The 20,975-nt window shown below is 40.3% G+C and carries 20 protein-coding genes and 1 riboswitch; of the genes, 10 read left to right on the top strand and 10 right to left on the bottom strand.

Translation table 11 applies throughout. The features are described 5' to 3' along the window. The first annotated feature begins 6 nt into the window (after positions 1–6). The 5 genes from leuD to PSF28_RS14635 all read left to right on the top strand — a co-directional run bounded on the left by leuD (position 7) and on the right by PSF28_RS14635 (position 4,876). Positions 7–612, top strand: coding sequence for a 3-isopropylmalate dehydratase small subunit (gene leuD / locus PSF28_RS14655; protein WP_117162798.1), 606 nt, complete (start codon positions 7–9; stop codon positions 610–612). A 317-nt stretch (positions 613–929) separates the two neighbouring features. After that, entirely contained in the window at positions 930–1,100 is a 171-nt protein-coding gene (locus PSF28_RS14650) for a hypothetical protein (protein WP_210838719.1), read from the top strand. Positions 1,101–1,141: 41 nt separating this feature from the next. Beyond that, on the top strand, positions 1,142–2,821 hold the full coding sequence (gene sgrR, locus PSF28_RS14645) for an HTH-type transcriptional regulator SgrR (RefSeq protein ID WP_210838721.1): 1,680 nt from the start codon (positions 1,142–1,144) through the stop codon (positions 2,819–2,821). Between the two features lie 563 nt (positions 2,822–3,384). After that, on the top strand, positions 3,385–4,068 hold the full coding sequence (gene mutH / locus PSF28_RS14640; protein WP_210838742.1) for a DNA mismatch repair endonuclease MutH: 684 nt from the start codon (positions 3,385–3,387) through the stop codon (positions 4,066–4,068). Positions 4,069–4,144: 76 nt separating this feature from the next. After that, complete coding sequence (locus tag PSF28_RS14635; RefSeq protein ID WP_210838723.1) at positions 4,145–4,876, top strand: TerC family protein; 732 nt, start codon at positions 4,145–4,147, stop codon at positions 4,874–4,876. Here PSF28_RS14635 and PSF28_RS14630 read toward each other — a convergent pair. Next, on the bottom strand, positions 4,873–5,121 hold the full coding sequence (locus PSF28_RS14630) for a helix-hairpin-helix domain-containing protein (RefSeq protein WP_210838725.1): 249 nt from the start codon (positions 5,119–5,121) through the stop codon (positions 4,873–4,875). The two genes, PSF28_RS14635 and PSF28_RS14630, sit on opposite strands and share 4 nt — an antisense overlap. Positions 5,122–5,285: 164 nt before the next feature. On the opposite strand from PSF28_RS14630, the gene PSF28_RS14625 reads away from it, so the two are divergent. Then, entirely contained in the window at positions 5,286–6,161 is an 876-nt protein-coding gene (locus PSF28_RS14625) for an alpha/beta fold hydrolase (protein WP_210838727.1), read from the top strand. 63 nt (positions 6,162–6,224) lie between these two features. On the opposite strand, the gene PSF28_RS14620 is transcribed toward PSF28_RS14625, so the two are convergent. From PSF28_RS14620 to speA, 3 genes are all read right to left on the bottom strand, one after another. Beyond that, complete coding sequence (locus tag PSF28_RS14620; protein ID WP_210838729.1) at positions 6,225–7,004, bottom strand: acetoin reductase; 780 nt, start codon at positions 7,002–7,004, stop codon at positions 6,225–6,227. A gap of 332 nt (positions 7,005–7,336) precedes the next feature. Further along, positions 7,337–8,257 (bottom strand): agmatinase, encoded by a 921-nt coding sequence (gene speB / locus PSF28_RS14615; protein ID WP_109912701.1) that lies wholly within the window; start codon positions 8,255–8,257, stop codon positions 7,337–7,339. 294 nt (positions 8,258–8,551) lie between these two features. After that, positions 8,552–10,456 (bottom strand): biosynthetic arginine decarboxylase, encoded by a 1,905-nt coding sequence (gene speA, locus PSF28_RS14610; RefSeq protein ID WP_210838732.1) that lies wholly within the window; start codon positions 10,454–10,456, stop codon positions 8,552–8,554. Positions 10,457–11,176: 720 nt separating this feature from the next. On the opposite strand from speA, the gene metK reads away from it, so the two are divergent. Continuing rightward, positions 11,177–12,328, top strand: a complete 1,152-nt coding sequence (gene metK / locus PSF28_RS14605) for a methionine adenosyltransferase (protein ID WP_210838734.1) — start codon at positions 11,177–11,179, stop codon at positions 12,326–12,328. A gap of 72 nt (positions 12,329–12,400) precedes the next feature. Here the strand turns inward: metK and PSF28_RS14600 are convergent, their stop codons facing one another. From PSF28_RS14600 to PSF28_RS14590, 3 genes are read right to left on the bottom strand one after another with little or no spacing between them, the layout of a single operon-like run. Next, positions 12,401–12,811, bottom strand: a complete 411-nt coding sequence (locus tag PSF28_RS14600; protein ID WP_004262080.1) for a DUF6691 family protein — start codon at positions 12,809–12,811, stop codon at positions 12,401–12,403. 4 nt (positions 12,812–12,815) lie between these two features. Beyond that, entirely contained in the window at positions 12,816–13,253 is a 438-nt protein-coding gene (locus tag PSF28_RS14595; protein WP_210838736.1) for a YeeE/YedE family protein, read from the bottom strand. Position 13,254: 1 nt separating this feature from the next. After that, a complete protein-coding gene (locus tag PSF28_RS14590) occupies positions 13,255–13,581 on the bottom strand; it encodes an ArsR/SmtB family transcription factor (RefSeq protein WP_210838738.1) in 327 nt (108 codons plus the stop codon). A 106-nt stretch (positions 13,582–13,687) separates the two neighbouring features. On the opposite strand from PSF28_RS14590, the gene PSF28_RS14585 reads away from it, so the two are divergent. Next, positions 13,688–14,221, top strand: coding sequence for a SprT family zinc-dependent metalloprotease (locus tag PSF28_RS14585; protein ID WP_210838744.1), 534 nt, complete (start codon positions 13,688–13,690; stop codon positions 14,219–14,221). A 32-nt stretch (positions 14,222–14,253) separates the two neighbouring features. Here the strand turns inward: PSF28_RS14585 and PSF28_RS14580 are convergent, their stop codons facing one another. Next, positions 14,254–15,324: a magnesium transporter gene (locus tag PSF28_RS14580; protein ID WP_210838740.1), complete on the bottom strand. Its 1,071-nt coding sequence runs from the start codon at positions 15,322–15,324 to the stop codon at positions 14,254–14,256. A 73-nt stretch (positions 15,325–15,397) separates the two neighbouring features. Continuing rightward, a riboswitch (M-box (ykoK) riboswitch) is annotated at positions 15,398–15,569 on the bottom strand. A gap of 585 nt (positions 15,570–16,154) precedes the next feature. On the opposite strand from PSF28_RS14580, the gene PSF28_RS14575 reads away from it, so the two are divergent. Further along, positions 16,155–16,391 carry a HEAT repeat domain-containing protein gene (locus PSF28_RS14575; RefSeq protein WP_004913253.1) on the top strand — a complete coding sequence of 79 codons (237 nt, stop codon included), beginning with the start codon at positions 16,155–16,157 and terminating at the stop codon, positions 16,389–16,391. A gap of 101 nt (positions 16,392–16,492) precedes the next feature. On the opposite strand, the gene hcr is transcribed toward PSF28_RS14575, so the two are convergent. Further along, positions 16,493–17,497: an NADH oxidoreductase gene (hcr, locus tag PSF28_RS14570; protein WP_272685254.1), complete on the bottom strand. Its 1,005-nt coding sequence runs from the start codon at positions 17,495–17,497 to the stop codon at positions 16,493–16,495. 75 nt (positions 17,498–17,572) lie between these two features. After that, complete coding sequence (gene hcp / locus PSF28_RS14565) at positions 17,573–19,225, bottom strand: hydroxylamine reductase (protein ID WP_115166864.1); 1,653 nt, start codon at positions 19,223–19,225, stop codon at positions 17,573–17,575. Positions 19,226–19,530: 305 nt separating this feature from the next. On the opposite strand from hcp, the gene clcA reads away from it, so the two are divergent. Beyond that, positions 19,531–20,928, top strand: a complete 1,398-nt coding sequence (clcA, locus tag PSF28_RS14560) for a H(+)/Cl(-) exchange transporter ClcA (RefSeq protein WP_004913264.1) — start codon at positions 19,531–19,533, stop codon at positions 20,926–20,928. The last annotated feature ends 47 nt before the right edge of the window (positions 20,929–20,975 follow it).

Below are 20,975 nucleotides of genomic sequence, written 5' to 3'. Positions count from 1 at the left end.
GAGAAAATGATGGAAAAGTTTATTACACACGTCGGGATTGTCGCTCCTTTAGATGCAGCCAATGTAGATACTGATGCCATTATCCCTAAACAATTTTTGCAAAAAGTGACTCGCACTGGTTTTGGCCAACACTTGTTTAATGACTGGCGTTTTTTAGATGAGAACGGGCAACAACCGAACCCTGATTTCGTCTTAAATAAGCCAGTTTTCAAAGGGGCAAGTATTTTATTAGCCCGTGAAAACTTTGGTTGCGGTTCATCCCGTGAGCACGCACCTTGGGCATTAACTGACTTTGGTATTCAAGTGGTTATCGCCCCAAGTTTTGCTGATATTTTTTATGGTAACTCGTTCAACAACCAATTATTACCAATTAAATTAAGTGAAACCGAAGTAGATGAGCTGTTTAACTATGTTAATGGCCATGAAGGTTGCCAGTTTACGGTAGACTTAGAAGCTCAAACCGTGACTGCGGGTGATAAAACCTATCATTTTGAAATTGATAGCTTCCGTCGCCACTGCATGATGAATGGCTTGGATAGTATTGGTTTGACGTTGCAGCATGTCGACCAGATCACCGATTTTGAAAGCAAGATTCCATCCTTTATGCAGTAAATCCTTTTCTACGCCTACTTTAGTGGGCGTAGTTCCTCTTTTAGCTCTAATTATCCAACTAAACCGCCTACTTCGCACCAAAAATGCGGAATTCATCCATCATTAAAAATTTACAATCCAAAATCACTTCCCCGTTAATATCTTCCTGTATAATTAACCTAAATATTTTGCCCATCACAAAATTTACTTTTACTTTTACTTTTACTTTTACTTTTACTTTTACTTTTACTTTTACTTTTACTTAACGATTTTTTCTAAATAGTTCGCGTTATAGCAAGGCGGCAAGTGAGGATACGCCTAGGAGCATACATAAGTATGTGACTAGGGTAGCTGAACGAAGCCAACACAGCTATAACGAGAAATATGACGAAAAAAAAGCCGGTAAAAACCGGCTCGGTGAGAAACACCATTACTCTAAATGGGGGAGTTGGTCGGCAACTGCAAACCAAACGAGCTACTTACTGCCTTCTATTATCGTGAGAATTTAGGAAATTAAAATTGATGTATTTTTTGCCGGAGTTCCTCTTTTATGTCTAATTCGCGATTACAAACCCAATTCATTCGTCTCTGGCAACACTTTCAGGGCCAAGACAGTGAAACTACGCTGCAAGATATCGCAGACACGCTGTTTTGCTCTCGTCGTCATGTCCGTACGCTACTCAATAATATGCAGTCACAAGGTTGGCTTAGTTGGCAAGCAGAGTCTGGTCGAGGAAAACGTTCCACCCTTATTTTTCATGTTAATGGCTTAGAGCTACAGCAGGCACAGGCTGAACAATTACTCAAAGAAGAAAGTATTGAAAAACTTGTCGCACTGGTTGGTGACAAAGAAACCATTCGCCAAATGGTATTATCTGAGCTGGAGCGCAGCTATCGACAAGGTAAAAATTTATTACGGATTATTTATTATCGAGATTTCCCGACACTGCTTCCTGGCGCACCAATGCGCCGCTCAGAAATTCACTTGATGAGCCAAATATTTAATGGCCTTACCCATATAAATGAGGAAAAAGGGGAAGTGGAAGATGGCCTTGCCCACCATTGGCAATCCACCAGCGATACCCAATGGCGTTTTTATTTACGCCCCGCTATTTATTTCCATCATGGGCGAGAAATGGTTACCGACGATATTATTTATTCCCTTTTACGCTTAAAAACCTGTTGGCCGCTATTCTCACATATTCAATCCGTTAGCTCACCGCAACCTTATGTCATTGATATCACGTTAAGTGAGCCTGATAAACAACTACCTTGGTTATTAGGTAGCCACCATGCCGCCATTTTACCGAAAGAGTGGGAGAACCTCGAAAACTTTAGCCGTTGTCCAATCGGTACTGGCCCTTATCAAGTAGAAAAAAACTTGCCACAAAAGCTGACCATTACGGCTTTCGACCGCTATTTTGGCTATCGTGCGCTACTCGATGAAGTGACCATTTGGGTGGTTCCTGAACTCTCTGAGCAAATGGTCTGTACAACATTAAAAATGGATGGTGATAAGCACCATAATGGCTCGCTCGAAAGTCGTATGGAAGAAGGCTGTTATTTCCTGTTAATGGATCAGCGTTCACCAATAGCTCAGCGTGAAGATGTTCGTAAGTGGTTATGTAGCTTTTTAACCCCTGTCAACCTGCTTGCACATTGCGAACCTTTTTATCAGCGCCATTGGGCGCCAGCTTATGGCCTGTTACTCCATTGGCATCACAGTAAAATGCTAACCTTGTTCCCCAAACCTGAAGATTTAACGGAGCTTACTGTCACTTTTTATCGCAACCACCATGAGTTCTACGCAATTAGCCAAATTATGAAACGGGTTTTACAGATGCAAGGGGTGGAACTTAAGATCAATATCATTGATTACGATGATTGGTTTAATGGCAATGGAGAAAGTGATATTTGGCTAGCAACCGCTAACTTTTTTAAACCTCTCGAGTTTTCCATCTTTGCGACCTTGTACGAAATGCCATTGCTACGACAATGCCTTAATAGCACTCTCGGCAATGAACTCAATCTATGGCGTAATAACCAATTAGATGTCGAAGCTTGGTGTGAAAGCTTAGTTGACTCGCAAATTTTTCACCCTGTTTTTCATCATTGGCTTGAATTGCAAGGCCAAAAAACCATGCGCGGCGTACGAATGAATACCTTTGGCTGGTTTGATTTTAAATCTGCGTGGTTTAAACCGTCTGAGGATAACCTAGAAAAATATTGATAGTTATAAACAGATGAAATGAATAATAAGGATGTTATTCACTTTTTCTGTGGATATCCATGTGAACAACCTCATGGTAATCAGGGTATATCCCCAAGCCGTTTTTTTATCAAAAAAAAGCACAATTGAATAATCACTGATAAATCAAACAAGTAAATAACAAAATAGCCTTTTATCCACTGACTACTTTTTTAACTAAAATGCTTAGGACTTTAACTGAGCAAAGATCAAACAACGTTGTATTTATCCACAAGATATGTGCTTAACTTACTCATATTTTGTGATTTGCGTCATAAAAACCGTTTCGTCAAGGCTGTAAATACACACAGTAATCTCTGTTTTTCACAGTTATCCAGAAATCCTGTGGATAACCTAGTGCATGATCCTGTGATTATCTTGGGATGAACTTGAATAACCTCTGTAATAATTTATAATTTGGATAAATAAATAATATTATATTCCTATATATCAGATAGTTAAAAATACCAAAGAAAAAGTGTTATACTTCTTGAGTTATATGTATTTCCACTGGCTATTTTTTATACATTACTATTCAAACCATGATGCCATTTATTGCACCACAACCACCTGATAACGAAGCGACCTTAATGAGCCGAGCGCAAGCTCTTGCTGGCTACACGCTTGGTGAGCTCGCCCAACACGCTGCTATCCCTATTCCTCCTGATCTCAAGCGCGATAAAGGCTGGGTTGGCATGCTATTGGAATATTATTTGGGCGCGAGTGCGGGAAGTAAGGCAGAGCAAGATTTCGCCCATATTGGAATTGAATTAAAAACCATTCCGATTGACCGTTATGGTGTTCCACTTGAAACCACTTTTGTTTCTGTTGCACCATTAACGGGAAACAGTGGTTTAACATGGGAAAATAGCCATGTTCGCCGCAAGCTGTCCCGTATTTTATGGTTCCCTATTGAAGGGGAAAGGCAAATCCCGCTCTCACAACGTAGAGTCGCAAACCCATTAATTTGGAGCCCGTCTCCGTTTGAAGAACAGTTGCTACGGCAAGATTGGGAAGAGTTAATGGATCTCATTGTGTTAGGCAAAGTTGAAAGTATTACTGCACGTCATGGGCAGGTATTACAAATTCGCCCTAAAGCCGCGAACAATAAAGCATTAACGGAAGCGGTTGGTGAGTTTGGTCAGCCTATTATGACGCTACCACGTGGTTTTTATCTCAAAAAAGACTTTACCGCGCCCTTATTAGCGCGGCATTTTAGTTTAAGTTAGTCGCTAACCATCGCCTGTACCAAAGCAGACGATAAATTATTATCACTGTTTAATTCGTTAATTAGAAGGTACTAAGATGTTTGAGTGGATACTGGATCCCAATGCCTGGATGGCACTCGCGACACTAACCATATTAGAAATTGTCCTAGGCATTGATAATATTATTTTCCTCAGTATTGTGGTGAGCAAACTTCCGAATCACCAACAAAATAGTGCCAGACGGACTGGGCTTATTGCAGCAATGGTGATGCGTCTTGCATTATTGGCTTCTATTGCGTGGTTATCACGCCTTACCACCCCACTTTTTACTGTCGCTGATCATGTGGTATCCGCTCGCGACCTCATATTATGTGCAGGTGGGATCTTCCTTATATGGAAAGCAAGCCAAGAAATTTTTGATACGATTGAGGGAGAAGGTGAAAGTAACCTAGCAAATAAAAAAGTCAGTTCATTTTGGGGCGCTATCGTTCAAATTGCTTTATTAGACATTATCTTCAGTTTAGATTCCGTGATCACGGCTGTGGGGCTATCAGACCACTTATTTATCATGATGGCTGCGGTCGTCATCGCTGTGCTCATTATGATGCTTGCGGCCAAACCCATTGGCGACTTTGTTGAGCGCTACCCTTCTGTAAAAATCTTAGCCTTATCATTTTTGATTCTTGTTGGTTTCACCTTACTACTTGAAAGTGTTCAAGTTCATGTATCAAAAGGCTATATCTACTTTGCGATGTTCTTTTCCATGGCAGTACAAGTTCTCAATATCTTGCGCAGTAAGAAATGGAAAACGAGAAACCAAACTGATTAAGATGGCAATCTAACCGCTTGTTTAGCTGCTAAAATAGCCCCTTCTACCGCTTTTTTCGCTTGCGGGCTATTTTTCCAACAACTTGAGCCTGTTAATGCGGCCCCAGAAATTAAAATTTCATCGTAGGAAGCTTCGCTCAATTGTGCGAGTGAACTAAACCCCATTTGTTCTAAACGGCTAATCACTGTGGGCCCGACACCTTTAACTGCCAATAAAATCTGTTTTTCTGATTCAGAAAATGCCATTTTACTCTTCTCATTGTTAATGAATTGATATTTATTAAGCTAATATTTTGCATTTTACCTATTTAATACTTTAAAATTGCAACTATAACAATGCCAGTTTTAATAATTATTAACTGACCTATCTTATCACCCAATCTATACCTGCTCTGTGTTAGGAATTCACCATGTATAACGCACCACTGACCAACACACATCAACACACGATGAAATTACCTGATAGCCGCCAATTTTGCTGGTTTGAATCAGGCCCTAAAACAGGTTTCCCTGTTGTTTTTTGTACAGGAGCAGGGATGAGTGGTTCATTAGGATTTGGTTTGGATTTACTCGAACAACTGAACATTCGTTTGATTGTTCCTGAACGTGCGGGCCTTGGTGAATCCACTTTTCACCCTGAAAAATCATTGAAAAGCTTTGCTATGGATGTGCAAACACTGCTAAATGAACAATCCATTACCCAATTTTCTGTCGTTGGTTTTTCTCAAGGTGCTGTTTTTGCCATGGCTATCGCCCACTATTGCCAGCCTATTTCACTGTCTATTGTGTCTGGACAAGACCAATTTGAATACCCTGCAACTCGCGCAATACTCCGCACTGATGTCGTGAACATGCAAGAGCAAGCCCTTAACACCCCTGAAGCCCTGTCAGATTGGCTATTGAAGAATGTCACTGGTGAGTGGTTGCTGGCATTTATTCTTAATTGCAGCGCAGATATTGACCAACAACTTTATAATGAAGAACAATTCCTTGATGCCTATACTGCGTGTATTCGACGCGCTTTTGCCCAAGGTAATCAAGGTTATGTACAGGATTTAATCCTCTCTTTACAGCCTTGGGGATTCACCCCTGAAGATATTCAATGCCCGACATCCTTATGGTATGGCGAATTGGATATGAGCACCGTGCACTCACCCGATTTTGGTAAAATTTTGTCCGGTCGCTTACTAAACTGCAACCACCATTTACATCCGCAAGAAGGCGGCTCTTTACTTTGGACTCAAGCAGACAATATCTTAGTTGATATTCAAAAATACGCCGCATAAACAAAAACCGCGATGAGTTATTCATCGCGGCTATTATTTGCATCCTAAATTCATATAAATGAATTAACGATACACAATCCCGCCATCAGTCAAAATAGATTGGCCAGTAATATAGTCAGAGTCATCGCTCGCTAAAAATGCAACCAAACCTGCCACATCATCTGGCGTTTGTGCTCGACCTAATGCGATGCCTTCCACATATTTTTTATAGGTCTCACCTTTTGGCGTGCCTGTGATTTCAGAAAAACGTTCGTCGATTTCTACCCACATATCTGTTCCAACAATACCAGGACAATAAGCATTCACCGTTATACCTGAACTGGCGTATTCTTTTGCCGCGGCTTGCGTTAATGCGCGTACGGCAAATTTTGTGGCGGAGTAAACGCCTAACATTGCAAAACCATCATGTCCTGCAATAGAGGATGCATTAATGATTTTTCCTTTGTGTTTACGTTCTTGGAATTTTTCACTAGCAGCTTGAATGCCCCACAAGGTTCCATCTACGTTGATTTTGAAGATTAAATCCATATCTTCTTGGCGAACATCAGCGATTGGCTTAACTTGTGCAATCCCCGCGTTGTTAATCATCACATCGAAACCACCCAACTCAGCTTCCGCATGAGCCACCGCAGCAAAAACTTGGTCACGTTGACTGATATCTGCGGCAAATGTTGTTACTTTACGGCCTAACGCTTCAATTTCTTTGGCAACATCTTGGAGCTTGTCTTTTTTCAAATCCACCAGTGCGATATCAGCGCCTTCTTTCGCTAAACGCAATGCGATACCACGACCAATACCTTGAGCGGCACCAGTAACTAAAATAACTTTATTATTTAACGCCATACTTTTCTCCTACTGAATAATAGCCAAATTGACTAGTTCACCTTTAATATTAAGTTAGCAACAATAACAATAAGTTACAAAGTAATAATTTTAGCCTAATATTTATTATTTATAAAAAATATTTCACTATTTACAAGGTTAATATGTTTTTTTTACCGTAGAAAAATACATATAGACGTAAATTATAAGATTATTGTTAATAAAAATCATTCTCAATTCAATAAACAAAAAATGCGATTTGTTGATTTTTAGTATAATTGATAAACACTTATATAAAGTATGGATATAAAAAAGCCACCAATCGGTGGCTTATTGATGCAATTAAAAATAACTTATTTTTTAGCAGCTTGAATATACAGCATCTCTAATGCGATAGATGCTGCGGCTAATGCCGTGATTTCAGATTGGTCATAAGCCGGAGCGACTTCCACTAAATCCATACCCACGATATTTAATGATTGTATTCCACGCAATAATTTCAATGCACGATCTGACGTTAAACCACCAATAACAGGGGTTCCTGTACCCGGTGCAAATGCAGGGTCAAGGCAGTCAATATCGAAAGTCAGGTAAACAGGTAGGTCACCGACAATCTCTTTGATCTGCGCAACCATATCATCCACGCTACGATCATTCACCTGACCTGCATCTAATACAGTAAAACCATTGTCGCTATCATGTTCAGTACGAATACCAATTTGCACTGAATGATTTGGGTCGATTAACCCTTCTTTTGGCGCATGGTAGAACATGGTTCCGTGGTCAAACTTGCTACCGTTACCATAAGTATCGGTATGTGCATCAAAATGAACTAAAGCCATTTTACCAAAATGTTTTGCATGAGCACGCAGCAATGGCAGTGTGACGAAGTGGTCACCGCCAAAGGTTAAGCAACGTTTACCTGATTCAAGCAATTTTTCAGTATGTGCTTGCAGCTTGTCACTCATGTCTTGTGCATCACCGAAAGCAAACACCACATCACCACAATCGACGACATTTAAACGTTCGGTTAGCTTGAAATTCCAAGGCCAACGATGGCTTTCCCATGCAAGGTTAGTAGACACTTGGCGAATAGCGGCTGGCCCATGACGACTGCCTGCACGGCCTGAGGTTGCCATATCAAATGGTACACCCGTGATCACCCATTCCGCATCTGAGCTATATGGTTGAAAATTCAATGGAAAACGTAAAAAACCAAATGCGTTAGAAACCAGTGAATTATCAACTTGATTGCCTAAAGTACTATTAATCATTTTTGTTCCTCAAAATAGGCTTGCCCGTTAGCAAGCCCTTTTAATATTTGGCTCGAATCGTTCTACTTAATTAACTTCGTACAGTATAAATAATAAACAAATCATGTTATTTGCACAAAGTTATTATCTGTTCAGTATCTTAATACGTTATGACTCATATAGTGCGCTAAATAGTTCGTGCTGTCGCTAGGCGGCAAAATACGCCAAGCCCTAAGAGCATACATAAGTATGTGACTAGGGTTGGCAAATGCAGCCAACAACGCGACGGTGCGAAATATAACGCGCATTGAGCATTTATTCGTCTTCTAAATAAGTATACCCATACAAACCATTCTCGAACTCTTCCACAAAGTCTTTTTGTAGCTGCTCACTTAAACCAGTGCCTTTTACTTGCTCTGTGAAGCTTTCTAGTAGGACTTCCGGTACTAATTTGACATATTGCAGCATATCGGCCACAGAATCGCCCTCTTCACTTTGCAGGTAACGCAAGTTGCCTTGGCTATCAACCCAGACATCTATTGCGGCAGTATCACCAAATAAGTTATGCATGTTACCTAAAATTTCTTGGTACGCGCCAATCATAAAGAAACCTATCATTGGCGGCTTTTCAGGGTCATATGCAGGCATTGGCATTGTGGTTTCAACGCCATCGCCATCAACATAATGGTCAATAATACCGTCAGAGTCACAGGTGATATCTAACAGTACCGCACGACGGTCTAATGGTTTATCTAACCCTTCAATCGGTAACACTGGGAACACTTGGTCGATTCCCCAAGAGTCTGGCAGCGATTGGAATAATGAAAAATTCACATAGAACTTATCAGCCATACGCTCTTGCAGTTCGTCGATTATTGGACGATGAGCACGATTGCTTGGATCTAAATCCTGTTGAATGCGACGGCAAATATTTAGGTATAACTCTTCTGCCCATGCTCGTTGCGTTAAATCTAGTACGCCGTGTGCATATTGAGTATGCGCTTCTTGTAAGTCGAACTGGCTATCATGCAGCCATTCACGTAATGAACGGCTATTACCTTGATGCTGCATTGACTCCCACGTTTCCCATAAGGAAATCAATGAACGTGGTGCATCTTCATGAGGCGGTGTTGTTTTAGTAAATTCGTTACGCTCAACCCCGATCACATTGGACACTAATACCGTATGATGCGCTGTTAATGCTCGGCCCGATTCGGTAATTACTGTTGGGTGTGGCAAATCAAATTCTTCACACGCATCCCCAATTGCCCAAATCACGTTGTTAGCGTATTCATTTAAACCATAGTTGACTGAGCAATCGGATTGAGAACGAGTACCTTCATAGTCAACACCAAGGCCACCGCCCACATCAAAGCACTGAATGTTAACGCCAAGGCGATGTAGTTCCACATAGAAACGCGCTGATTCACGGACACCCGTAGCGATATCGCGAATATTGGCCATCTGAGAGCCTAAATGGAAATGAAGCAACTGTAAGCTGTCTAAGCGATTAGCATTGCGTAAAATTTCCACTAATTGCAGTACTTGAGTTGCAGCCAAACCAAATTTAGATTTTTCACCGCCACTTGCCTGCCATTTACCGGAGCCTTGAGAAGCCAAACGAGCACGAACCCCGAGGCGTGGCGTGACATTTAAGCTTTCCGCTTCTGCCAATACCATCTCAATTTCAGACATTTTTTCGATAACAAGGTAAACCTTGTGACCCAATTTTTCCCCAATTAACGCTAATCGGATGTATTCACGGTCTTTATACCCATTACAGACGATAACCGTTTGTGTTTTACCTGCGTTTGCTAAAACAGCCATTAATTCAGCTTTTGAACCCGCTTCAAGGCCGAGCGGCTCGCCAGAATTAACCAGCGATTCAATGACTCGGCGTTGCTGGTTAACTTTTATGGGATAAACCAGAAAGTAATCGCCTTTATAGCCATAAGACTCACGTGCACGTCTAAATGCTGCGTTTATTGAACGTAAACGGTGCTGTAAGATTTGCGGGAAACAAAACAATGCAGGTAAGCGTAAATGCTCCTGCTCTTCTTTAACCTGATTAACGAGGTCAGCTAAATCAACAAAGGTGTCAGGGTTCTCAGGGTTTGGGCAAACACAGACATTTCCGCGCTCATTCACCTGATAGTAACCACCACCCCAATACGCGATGTTGTACGTCTGACGCATTTTGCGAGCGATATTATCATTCATAATAAACTCCTTTTATGGAGGGGTGAGTGACGCGTTCTCCTTCCTGATGCATGTCAGTGAGGACATAACACTGCAAGGCAGTTATGTCGGGGAAACGGCAATACTCAGATTTTAATAAAAAGTGCTTAGAACTTCTAAACAGTGACAATATACGACCTTAAGCTGACAGATTAATGACTCAGCCTCGAAGGTGTATTAAAGATGTGACGGTAACTTCGTGATGAAGTAAAGAATGACAGGAAAGTAAATGCCAAAGTCACGCGGCGATCCGCATATGACGGTTGGATACTGTTATTCAGTAGATTATGGATCATTACCCATTAACCCCCAATATAACTGTTTACCCCTTTAAAATTTCAATGTGGTAGCACTATTTTGGCAGTTTGACCTGTTGATTTAAGCTATATCACCTTATTTTTTTATTGAAATTCAAAAGTTTATAAACATTCCTGATAGATAGCAGAAGTTTTATATCATTCTGCTGGTATATAACGGGAAACAACAACCATCCGTTACGGTCGCAGTTTATACATCTATTGCGCTCAAAAAGCAAAACCAAAATGACTAAATTGCGATAAAACTTTACCCATTGCTGTTTTATGGCTCTATTCCTTTTTTGTATAAATACAGGTAGAAATTTTTACCGTATGGGACTAAAATAGCCGTCTAGATGTTAAAACATCCAATTATAAATTTGCGAATTCTTAAGGTATTAATCTCATGGCTACACATCTCTTTACTTCTGAGTCTGTATCAGAAGGGCATCCAGATAAAATTGCTGATCAAATCTCTGACGCAGTACTTGATGCTATTCTGGAACAAGACCCGAAAGCTCGCGTTGCCTGCGAAACCTACGTCAAAACAGGTATGGTAATGGTCGGGGGAGAAATCACCACCAGTGCTTGGGTTGATATTGAAGAAATCACGCGCAAAACTGTTCGCGAAATTGGCTACACCAGTTCCGAAATGGGCTTCGATGCCAATTCATGTGCTGTTTTAAGTGCAATTGGTAAACAATCGCCTGATATCAACCAAGGTGTTGACCGTGTTGACCCATCAGAACAAGGCGCGGGTGACCAAGGCCTAATGTTTGGTTATGCAACCAACGAAACTGATGTATTAATGCCTGCTCCTATTACTTATGCACACCGCTTAGTTCAACGCCAAGCTGATGTTCGTAAAAATGGCACGTTGCCATGGTTACGCCCAGATGCGAAAAGCCAGGTAACATTCCAATACGACAATAACAAAATTGTGGGTATTGATGCCGTTGTTTTATCTACTCAGCATTCTGAAGATATTCAACAAAAAGATCTGCATGAAGCGGTGATGGAAGAGATCATCAAGCCAGTTCTACCAGCAGAATGGTTATCAAAAGATACCAAGTACTTTATTAACCCAACAGGCCGCTTTGTTATCGGTGGGCCGATGGGTGACTGTGGCTTAACAGGCCGTAAAATCATTGTAGATACCTACGGCGGTATGGCTCGCCATGGTGGTGGGGCATTCTCTGGTAAAGACCCGTCAAAAGTTGACCGTTCAGCAGCTTATGCAGCTCGTTACGTAGCAAAAAATATTGTCGCTGCGGGCCTTGCAGACCGTTGTGAAATCCAAGTTTCTTACGCTATCGGCGTGGCAGAACCAACATCGATTATGGTAGAAACCTTTGGAACAAGTAAAGTTGATGAGTCATTATTAATCCAATTAGTTCGTGAATTCTTTGACTTACGTCCTTACGGCTTAATCAAGATGCTCGACTTATTACACCCAATTTACCAACAAACTGCTTCATACGGCCACTTTGGTCGTTCTCAGTTCCCTTGGGAAAAAACTGACAAAGCTGAAGCATTGCGTGCCGCCGCAGGCTTGTAATCACTTCGGTAAATAAACCATATACAAAAAAACCCATCTAATGATGGGTTTTTTATTGCGCTGAATTAACGGTTAATTTTTTTGCGTAAACTGGAAAATAGCCATTCCTGCAACCATCGCTAATGTAAATATTATCCCTTGTGTTAATCCCATTCCTGTCAACAATAATGCAGGCCCTGGGCAGATCCCTGCTAACCCCCATCCCACACCAAATAACACACTTCCGGTGACTAGTTTTTTATCTATCGTTTGATTGGTCGGAATTTGCAATGGGCAATTTAGTACACTAACAGAGCGTTTTTTAACCCCTAAGAAAGCAATACCACTGATTACCATTCCAACTGCCATCGTAATTAATAAAGAGGGATCCCACGTTCCAGTAATATCTAAAAACGCTAAAATCTTTGCTGGATTTCCCATTCCGGCAATGACCAACCCTAAACCAAACAGTATCCCTGAAATTAATGCGATAAGAATAGGCATGGGTTTATCTCCCTATCCCATAATGGTTAGCTAATGCGACTGTCACAAAAGCCACAATCATAAAGACCAATACCGCAACAATTGAACGACGAGATAACCTTGCCATGCCACAAATCCCATGGCCGCTAGTACAGCCACTTCCAAGCCGTGAGCCAAAACCAACAAACAGCCCAGCTAAAACTAAAATAGGTGTACTGGTTGCAATGCTAACTTCTGGTGTATACGCCAACCAAGTAAATAGCGCTGGGGCGCTCATCAGACCAATAATAAAAGCGACTTTCCACGCCGTATCTCCCTTCGTTGGTTTTAGCAACCCACCTAGAATACCGCTAATACCCGCAATACGGCCGTTAAAAACTAATAAAATTGCAGCGGCTAAACCTATCAATACACCGCCAACTGAGGCAGATAGTGGCGTAAAATTAGCCCAATCGATTGTCATTTCATTTCTCCTTCACAGGGCAGTAAAGCTGGTATAACGTATTGAGCAACGTATATAATTTCTCATCTGCAATCGCATAGTAAATACGCTTTCCTTCTCGACGCGTCATCACTAAGCCTTCATTACGCAATACCGTTAATTGCTGAGAGAGCGTCGGTTGTAATATTCCTAACTGCTCTTCTAACTCACTCACGCAGGCTTCACCCTGTGTTAATTGGCATAATAAAATTAAACGATCTGGATTCCCTAATGTTTTCAATAACGAAGCCGTTTCTGACGCGGCCTGCTTCATCGCTAATAATTGCTGTTCAGGTGTATTATTGTGCATATGTTCTTGCTGATTTATATTATACAAGAATACAATATATATTTTGATATAATAAATGTCAATTATTGCTTGTTTATGTCCATTGCCTTCACGTATCCTTTACTCCATGAAAACAATCCGTGTTCCACTTTTTTTACAACAACAAGTTATGCGCATATTGCGAGAAAAGCTCGCACTTGCAGAGCACAAACTCGAACAGTCATTTCCAGAACCAACAGTTAACTACAAGCAACGGGGAACAACTGCGGGTAGTGCTTACTTAAAAGAATGGGAAATTCGCCTCAACCCCAGTTTACTCATCGAAAATACAGAACAATTTATTGATGAGGTTGTGCCTCATGAATTAGCGCATTTGTTGGTTTTTCGAGTATTTGGCCGCAAAGGTATCGCACCGCATGGCAAAGAATGGAAATGGATGATGCAACACGTACTGGAAGTCACGGCTAAACGCACACACAACTTTGCAGTTACGACAGTAAAAAGTAAAACATTTCGCTACCGTTGTGCTTGTGAAATGACCCATGAATTAACTATACGCCGTCATAACAAAGTGCTACGTGGTGAAAACCAATATTTATGTCGAAAATGTGGGGAAGTGTTAAAACAAGAAGAGGTTTTTGTCGCTGCGGCAGAAAATTAACCTTTCTGCCGCATCAAGTTTGAGGTGTGCGCTTAAGCAAACTCCGTCATCACTAATTTTGCGATTTCAAAGTAAATAATTAAGCCAGTTCCATCAATGAAAGTTGCAATGAACGGTGCAGAAACAACTGCTGGGTCCACTTTTAATTTCTTCAGTACCATTGGGATAATGGAAGAAACAACCGCGCTCCACATTGTAATCGCAACGATGGTTAAGCTAACCACAATAGTCACTTCGTGGCCAACACCTAAAATCCATGCACGGATTAATGCCGCACCACCGATAGTCACCGCAACTAAAAATGAGGTAGAGACCTCTTTCTTTAGTACTGTACCGAGATTACGTAAACTCACCTCGCCCAGTGCCATTGCACGGACTAATGTTGATGTAATTTGTGTTCCACTATTACCGCCTGTACCAATCAACAGCGGAATGAAAAACGCTAACGAAATTGCGGCTTCGAGTTGTTCTTCAAATGCTTTTAATACAGTTCCTGTATACGCTTCGGCCACAAATAGCATCAACAACCAAACGACACGTTTACGCCATAAAGTTACAGGGCTTGTCGTTAAGTAGGGCTCATCTAATGGAGTGGTAGCGCCTTGTAACTGCGCATCAAGTGTATTCTCATCTTCAATCAGTTCGGCGATATCTTGCGGACGCAAAACACCCATCAATTTGCCAAATTGCACCACAGGTATCATATCTAAACCACTATGATTAATCAGGTCATAAACATCATGACGTGATTGTTCTGGGGCGACAGAAAAATAATTGTGTCTCATGATATCAGACACTAATAAATTTTCAGGTGAGGCTAATAATGATTTAACTGAAAGAATACCATTTAAATAATTGTCGTTATCGACAACAAATAAATAGGTTGGGATTTGCTCGCCATCAAGGTGCTCAATAAGATTTTGTTTCACGCAAGCTATTGAGTCTGCGACAGAGACTGGCAAATATGATTGGCTCATATAAGCGCTAACTGTTGCATCATCAACTTTTGGTGACGGTGTATTATTGTCTTTGAGGCGCGCGCCTTTCATTGCGGATTGAGCAATAGCAACTGCTCCCGCTTTGTTCTGGGTAGTGAATGTCATTTTTTTAGTCCCTATTACTGTTGGTTACTCAAACAGTACTCACATAGGGGCGAAACCAGATGAGAGAATGCGAAAGCTATCTCTTCGTCTCGGTTTTAGCACTATACAACGTATCCTGATTTAGCAGGAAGTTACATGGGGATATACCTTCGGTCGATATATCCTGTCCTAATCTTGGGCGTCTCTCGACGTCGTCAGATCAGTAACCTATGTTTGTATAGGAGCCTCGCCTAACGAGATACTGCACTTTGGATGCGGCGCGAATTATACCCATTGATGAATTAATTGCCACCCTATATCTACGTTTTTTTACGCATGAGAAACTTATTGTTTAGGTTTCGTTTAAGTTTATATTAAATATATCTTCACAAAGTAACAAAATGTAACTAATAATAAAATTAAATATTCAAATTAAAATAAATATATTTAGTTACTTATCAATAACCAACCCTTAGATAAATCTAAATAATATTTGTAATATTATTTAGTAAATCTTATCGATAATTAATCAAAACTTACCTGCCCATTTACCTTACAATACAAAAAAACAATATAAAGGAGTAAGCCTAATTAAATATAACTGAAACGCTTTATTAGAGTATACGCAATCACTAATATCAATGAATCATTGGTTTTTTATATTAAAAAAAATCAAATAAGCAAATGATGAGATAAGAAAATACACTTATGTCATTATTTAATTCGAAATTATCATTGAAAACTATTCTTTTAAATTGTTAATATTTAATTTCAGATATCAATACAGTATTAAATATCACAAGAATTATCTTAGAATATTTTTTATTTTATTTAACAGTGAAAGTTTTATTATGGATAAAGTAATTGTTGGAATGTTAACAAACTTAACATTTCGCGTAAATGATGAAATCAAAATTGCTGCCATTTCTGCTTTAGGGGATTTCAAAGCAACGATTGAATATAATGATGCCATCATAAGAATCATAGACTTATGTCAAGACCCAAACAAAGAGGTTGCTGTGTCAGCAATTAATACACTCAGTAAATTATCTATTTATTTTTTACGTAGTTCACTACCGGAACATTAATTACACTCTCATTTCGAGTATTGTAAATAATTACTATGATTTATTTTATAATACTGTCCCATTAATAATCTAATGAGACAGTTTGCACACATGAAATAACTTTACGCGATTTCAGTGTCGCCCTGTAATTGGCAACTACACGCTAAAACATAACCTTCCGCTATTTCTGCTTCGGTTAATGTCATTGTGCTTGTGGTTGTATAATTTCCTGACAACACTTTTGTTTTACAACTGCCACAAACACCCGCTCGGCAAGCCGCAATAACAGGTTGTTTATTTTGTTCTAGTGCAGATAATAAAGACGTCCCCACTGGGACTTTAAAATTGACTAATCGTTGACGAATTTTTAACGTAAGAATATCTTCACTATCAACAATTTCTGGTTCGGTAGAAAAACGCTCCATAAAGAAATGTTCAGCAGGAACACCTAAATTTGCAGCAAATTGCTGTGCATTTTTCATATAAGGTACAGGCCCACACGTCATCACAATTCGTGAATTAATATCGGGTACTAACGCTTTCAATTTCTCTTCGGTTAAACGCCCTTGAGCAATATCGCCATTATCTGGTGTTTCCGCCATGACACACAATTGCAACCGTTCTGGATATAACCGGACGAGCTTTTGCCACTCCTCAGCAAAAATAACTTGCTTATCATCGCGAACATTGAATAGCACTTTTACATGGGAATTTGGGCGATTCACCATCAGCCAACGTGTCATTGACATAATCGGTGTCACTCCACACCCAGCAGCTAGCATCAAATACTGCGAGTTTTTTAGATTGGCACAGGTGAATTCCCCTTGTGCTTCAGAAAGCCAAAGGTAGTCACCTTCTTTAACTGAACGCGTTAGCCAATTTGACCCTTCACCATCGTCTAACCGCCTGACAGTAATGGAAATAAAACGACTTTGTCCCGGTGATGATGAAAGAGTGTAAGCACGCATGACATCATCACTATTTTTAATACTGACCAAAGCATATTGACCGGGTGAATACGTATAAAAATCATGATTGATAAGGTTAATTGTCCAGACATCTGATGTTTCTTGAATAATAGAATGAACTTGCATTCTATTTGGACATAAACTGCTTGGCATGGTCATTGCGCTACTCCTTTAAAGGGGGCCGCAACCCCCGTCTTTCACATCGTTTTTAAGCTTTTTCTATCGGTTTATTGATCATGCAGGTAAAATTTCTGCCAGATCTTGCTCAACTGTCGTAATACTCCGCATGCCAAATTTCTCATTTAGCACATTCAATAAGTTTTCAGTTAAGAAACCAGGCGCTGTTGGGCCGGTATAAATATTTTTCACACCCAACGCTAATAATGTTAAGAGGATAACAATCGCTTTTTGCTCAAACCAAGACAGAATCAGACTCAATGGTAAATCATTAATACCACAACCAAGTTTCTCTGATAGATTCACTGCAAGCATAATGGCAGAGTATGCATCGTTACATTGGCCCACATCCAATAAGCGTGGTAGTCCTTCTAACGTACCAAAATCTAATTTATTAAAACGATATTTACCACAAGCGAGTGTCAGGATTAAGCAATCTTCGGGTACACTACGCGCAAAGTCCGTGTAGTAGCTACGCTCACCGCGGCTACCATCACATCCACCAACGAGGAATACGTGACGTAATTTTTTCTGTGAAACTAAATCAATCACCGCATCTGCCGCACCGAGTAGTGTTTGACGACCGAAGCCAACCGTAATTTTGTGCTCGATTTCGGTATACGGGAAACCGGCAAGCGACTGAGCTTGAGCAATCATTGCAGAAAAATCATCGCCCACTAAATGTTTTGCACCTGGCCAACCTACAATACTACGTGTCCAGATACGGTCTTTATAATCACCAACATCAGGGTCAATAATGCAGTTAGAAGTCATTAAGATAGAACCTGGGAATTTAGCAAATTCCACCTGCTGGTTTTGCCAACCGCTACCATAGTTACCGACTAAATGCGCATATTTTTTCAGCTCTGGATAACCATGTGCTGGCAGCATTTCACCGTGGGTATAAACATTGATACCCGTACCTTCAGTTTGTTCTAACAACATTTTTAAGTCTTTCAGGTCATGACCTGAAATTAAAATACATTTCCCTGCGACTGGACGAACGTTAACTTCCGTTGGGGTTGGGTGACCAAATTCGCTCGTTTCACCTGCATCCAAAATTTCCATGATCTTGAAATTCATCAGACCAATTGCCATGGCATTATCAAGCAGCTCATTCATATCTGATGGCAATGTTCCAAGCCAAGCCATAATTTCATGATATTGGCCATAAACTTCATTATCATACTGACCTAAAACATGGGCGTGTTCCATGTAGGCTGCCGCCCCTTTTAAGCCATATAGGCATAACATACGTAACCCATGAATATCTTCACCGACTTCTGCTTTATCAATATCTAATGAAAATTGAGCCGCTTGTGCCTGTAAGGTTGGAATGTCAGTTCCATTTAATTGCAAATTAATTAATGGATGATTGAAAGCCACTACACTATTTACGGATTGGCAATGCTTGATTAATTTATCACGCAAGTAAATAGCTTCACGGGCATAACCGATAATACGTTCTGAATCAAAGTTGACGTTAGTTAAGGTTGAGAAGAATGCGCGCGGAGCAAAACTATCAATATCATGGTCAATAATACCCAGCGAGCGAGCAGTGACTGCGCTTGCAGATAAGCTTTGCAATACAGCAACTAATAAATCTTGTAGGTCAGATGTTTCTGCTGTTTTACCGCACATACCCTGCGCGTATGCACAGCCATTTCCAGCTGGAGTTCTAATTGTTTGTTCACATTGCACACAGTACATGTTATTCGCCTCTTAAAGTTGCATTTCAAATACAACATTAAGACTACGCTCTTTATTAGAATAAAAAAGTGGAATTATTCATTATCTAATGGTTTATTGATCTATATTAATATTCATTGCAAATGAGAACTATTCACGGTAATGAAAGTATGCTATTCGTGCTGCTGGTTTTTATTTCTCAGTTTCCTTGCTTAAATACACTATTTTGCATTTTATTTTTTTCCTGATAACGTTCTTACGGTAACTCTTGTTATACTTACCTATAACTGATTGTTATTCCATCGTATAAAGAGAATCCAATAAAGATGAGCCAGGTAAATTCAGCAAGTAAATCTATGATAAAAAGCCGGTTACGGATTTTTAAACGGTTAAAAGAATCAGATAAAACACCTGTAAAAATCTTACTACTCGCGGCACTCATTGGTGCTGCAGTCGGTCTTATCGGTTCTCTATTTGAAATAGGAACAACTTGGATTAGCAACTATCGCGTTCAATCAGTGAGTGAATGGGTTGCTCCAAAATGGTTGATGGTTGTTGGGATGTTTTTTATCTCGGCACTTCTTGCCATGTTAGGCTATTACCTAGTTAAACGGTTCTCTCCTGAATCGGGTGGGTCTGGGATCCCAGAAATTGAAGGGGCATTACAGGATTTGCGCCCCGTAAGGTGGTGGAGAGTCATCCCAGTTAAGTTTATTGGTGGATTAGGGACATTAGGTTCAGGCATGGTGTTAGGGCGCGAAGGGCCAACTGTGCAGCTTGGTGCGAACCTTAGCCAAATGTTTTATGATTTATTTCGTTTAAAAGATAATGAGTCGCGCCATACCTTGCTTGCCTCTGGTGCTGCTGCTGGTTTATCTACAGCATTTAATGCCCCTTTAGCTGGCATTTTATTTATTATTGAAGAAATGCGCCCGCAATTTAAATACAGTTTAATTTCAATTAAAGCGGTATTTATCGGTGTTGTTACCTCCACCATTGTCTATCGGTTAATTAATGGGGAAGCTATTATATTAAATATCGGTCAATTCTCTTCTGCACCGATGAATACTTTATGGCTTTATTTAATTTTAGGATTAATGTTTGGTGTTATCGGTATCTGTTTTAATGGTTTTTTATTGTACCTACAAAGTAAATTTTTAGCATTTTACCAAAATAAAATTTCTCGCTTTGTATTGATGGGCGGGCTAATTGGTGGTGCCTGTGGTGCAATTGGTGTTTATCTACCTGAAATTGTTGGTGGCGGCTATTCGGTGATCCACCAGATGGTTGCTGGCCAATTTACCATCACTTTATTATTCATATTTTTTGCTTTACGGTTTTTAACTTCGACGATTAGCTTTAGCTCTGGTGCTCCTGGGGGTATCTTCTCCCCTTTACTCGCACTAGGAACCTTATTTGGTGGCGTTTTTGGCTACGCTGCCCTCGAAATATTTCCTAATTACCAAATTGAAGTGGGAACTTTCGCTATTGCAGGTATGGGAGCATTATTTGCCGCAACCGTCAGAGCGCCATTAACTGGGATAGTCTTAGTTTTAGAAATGACAAATAACTACCAGTTAATCTTACCGATGATTATTACCTGTATTGGCGCCACAATGATAGCCCAATTTTTAGGTGGTAAACCGCTATATTCTGTCTTGCTCGAAAAGACTTTAGCCCGAAGCGAAAAAGAAACCGCTAATTCCGCCGCTAGCAAACCTTAACGATTAGAAATAAAGAAGAGTTGCCACCCTCGGCAACTCTTTTACTA

This window comes from Providencia sp. PROV130, assembly GCF_028482225.1.
Lineage (GTDB): Bacteria > Pseudomonadota > Gammaproteobacteria > Enterobacterales > Enterobacteriaceae > Providencia > Providencia rettgeri.
Note: the sequence above shows the minus strand (reverse complement) of the source record. Positions and strands in the feature narration are given on the sequence as shown.

Coding starts and splice junctions, on each gene's coding strand:
- leuD (WP_117162798.1), top strand. CDS start 7: ATGATGGAAAAGTTTATTACACACGTCGGGATTGTCGCTCCTTTAGAT.
- sgrR (WP_210838721.1), top strand. CDS start 1,142: ATGTCTAATTCGCGATTACAAACCCAATTCATTCGTCTCTGGCAACAC.
- mutH (WP_210838742.1), top strand. CDS start 3,385: ATGCCATTTATTGCACCACAACCACCTGATAACGAAGCGACCTTAATG.
- PSF28_RS14635 (WP_210838723.1), top strand. CDS start 4,145: ATGTTTGAGTGGATACTGGATCCCAATGCCTGGATGGCACTCGCGACA.
- PSF28_RS14630 (WP_210838725.1), bottom strand. CDS start 5,121: ATGGCATTTTCTGAATCAGAAAAACAGATTTTATTGGCAGTTAAAGGT.
- PSF28_RS14625 (WP_210838727.1), top strand. CDS start 5,286: ATGTATAACGCACCACTGACCAACACACATCAACACACGATGAAATTA.
- PSF28_RS14620 (WP_210838729.1), bottom strand. CDS start 7,004: ATGGCGTTAAATAATAAAGTTATTTTAGTTACTGGTGCCGCTCAAGGT.
- speB (WP_109912701.1), bottom strand. CDS start 8,257: ATGATTAATAGTACTTTAGGCAATCAAGTTGATAATTCACTGGTTTCT.
- speA (WP_210838732.1), bottom strand. CDS start 10,456: ATGAATGATAATATCGCTCGCAAAATGCGTCAGACGTACAACATCGCG.
- metK (WP_210838734.1), top strand. CDS start 11,177: ATGGCTACACATCTCTTTACTTCTGAGTCTGTATCAGAAGGGCATCCA.
- PSF28_RS14600 (WP_004262080.1), bottom strand. CDS start 12,811: ATGCCTATTCTTATCGCATTAATTTCAGGGATACTGTTTGGTTTAGGG.
- PSF28_RS14595 (WP_210838736.1), bottom strand. CDS start 13,253: ATGACAATCGATTGGGCTAATTTTACGCCACTATCTGCCTCAGTTGGC.
- PSF28_RS14590 (WP_210838738.1), bottom strand. CDS start 13,581: ATGCACAATAATACACCTGAACAGCAATTATTAGCGATGAAGCAGGCC.
- PSF28_RS14585 (WP_210838744.1), top strand. CDS start 13,688: ATGAAAACAATCCGTGTTCCACTTTTTTTACAACAACAAGTTATGCGC.
- PSF28_RS14580 (WP_210838740.1), bottom strand. CDS start 15,324: ATGACATTCACTACCCAGAACAAAGCGGGAGCAGTTGCTATTGCTCAA.
- PSF28_RS14575 (WP_004913253.1), top strand. CDS start 16,155: ATGGATAAAGTAATTGTTGGAATGTTAACAAACTTAACATTTCGCGTA.
- hcr (WP_272685254.1), bottom strand. CDS start 17,497: ATGACCATGCCAAGCAGTTTATGTCCAAATAGAATGCAAGTTCATTCT.
- hcp (WP_115166864.1), bottom strand. CDS start 19,225: ATGTACTGTGTGCAATGTGAACAAACAATTAGAACTCCAGCTGGAAAT.
- clcA (WP_004913264.1), top strand. CDS start 19,531: ATGAGCCAGGTAAATTCAGCAAGTAAATCTATGATAAAAAGCCGGTTA.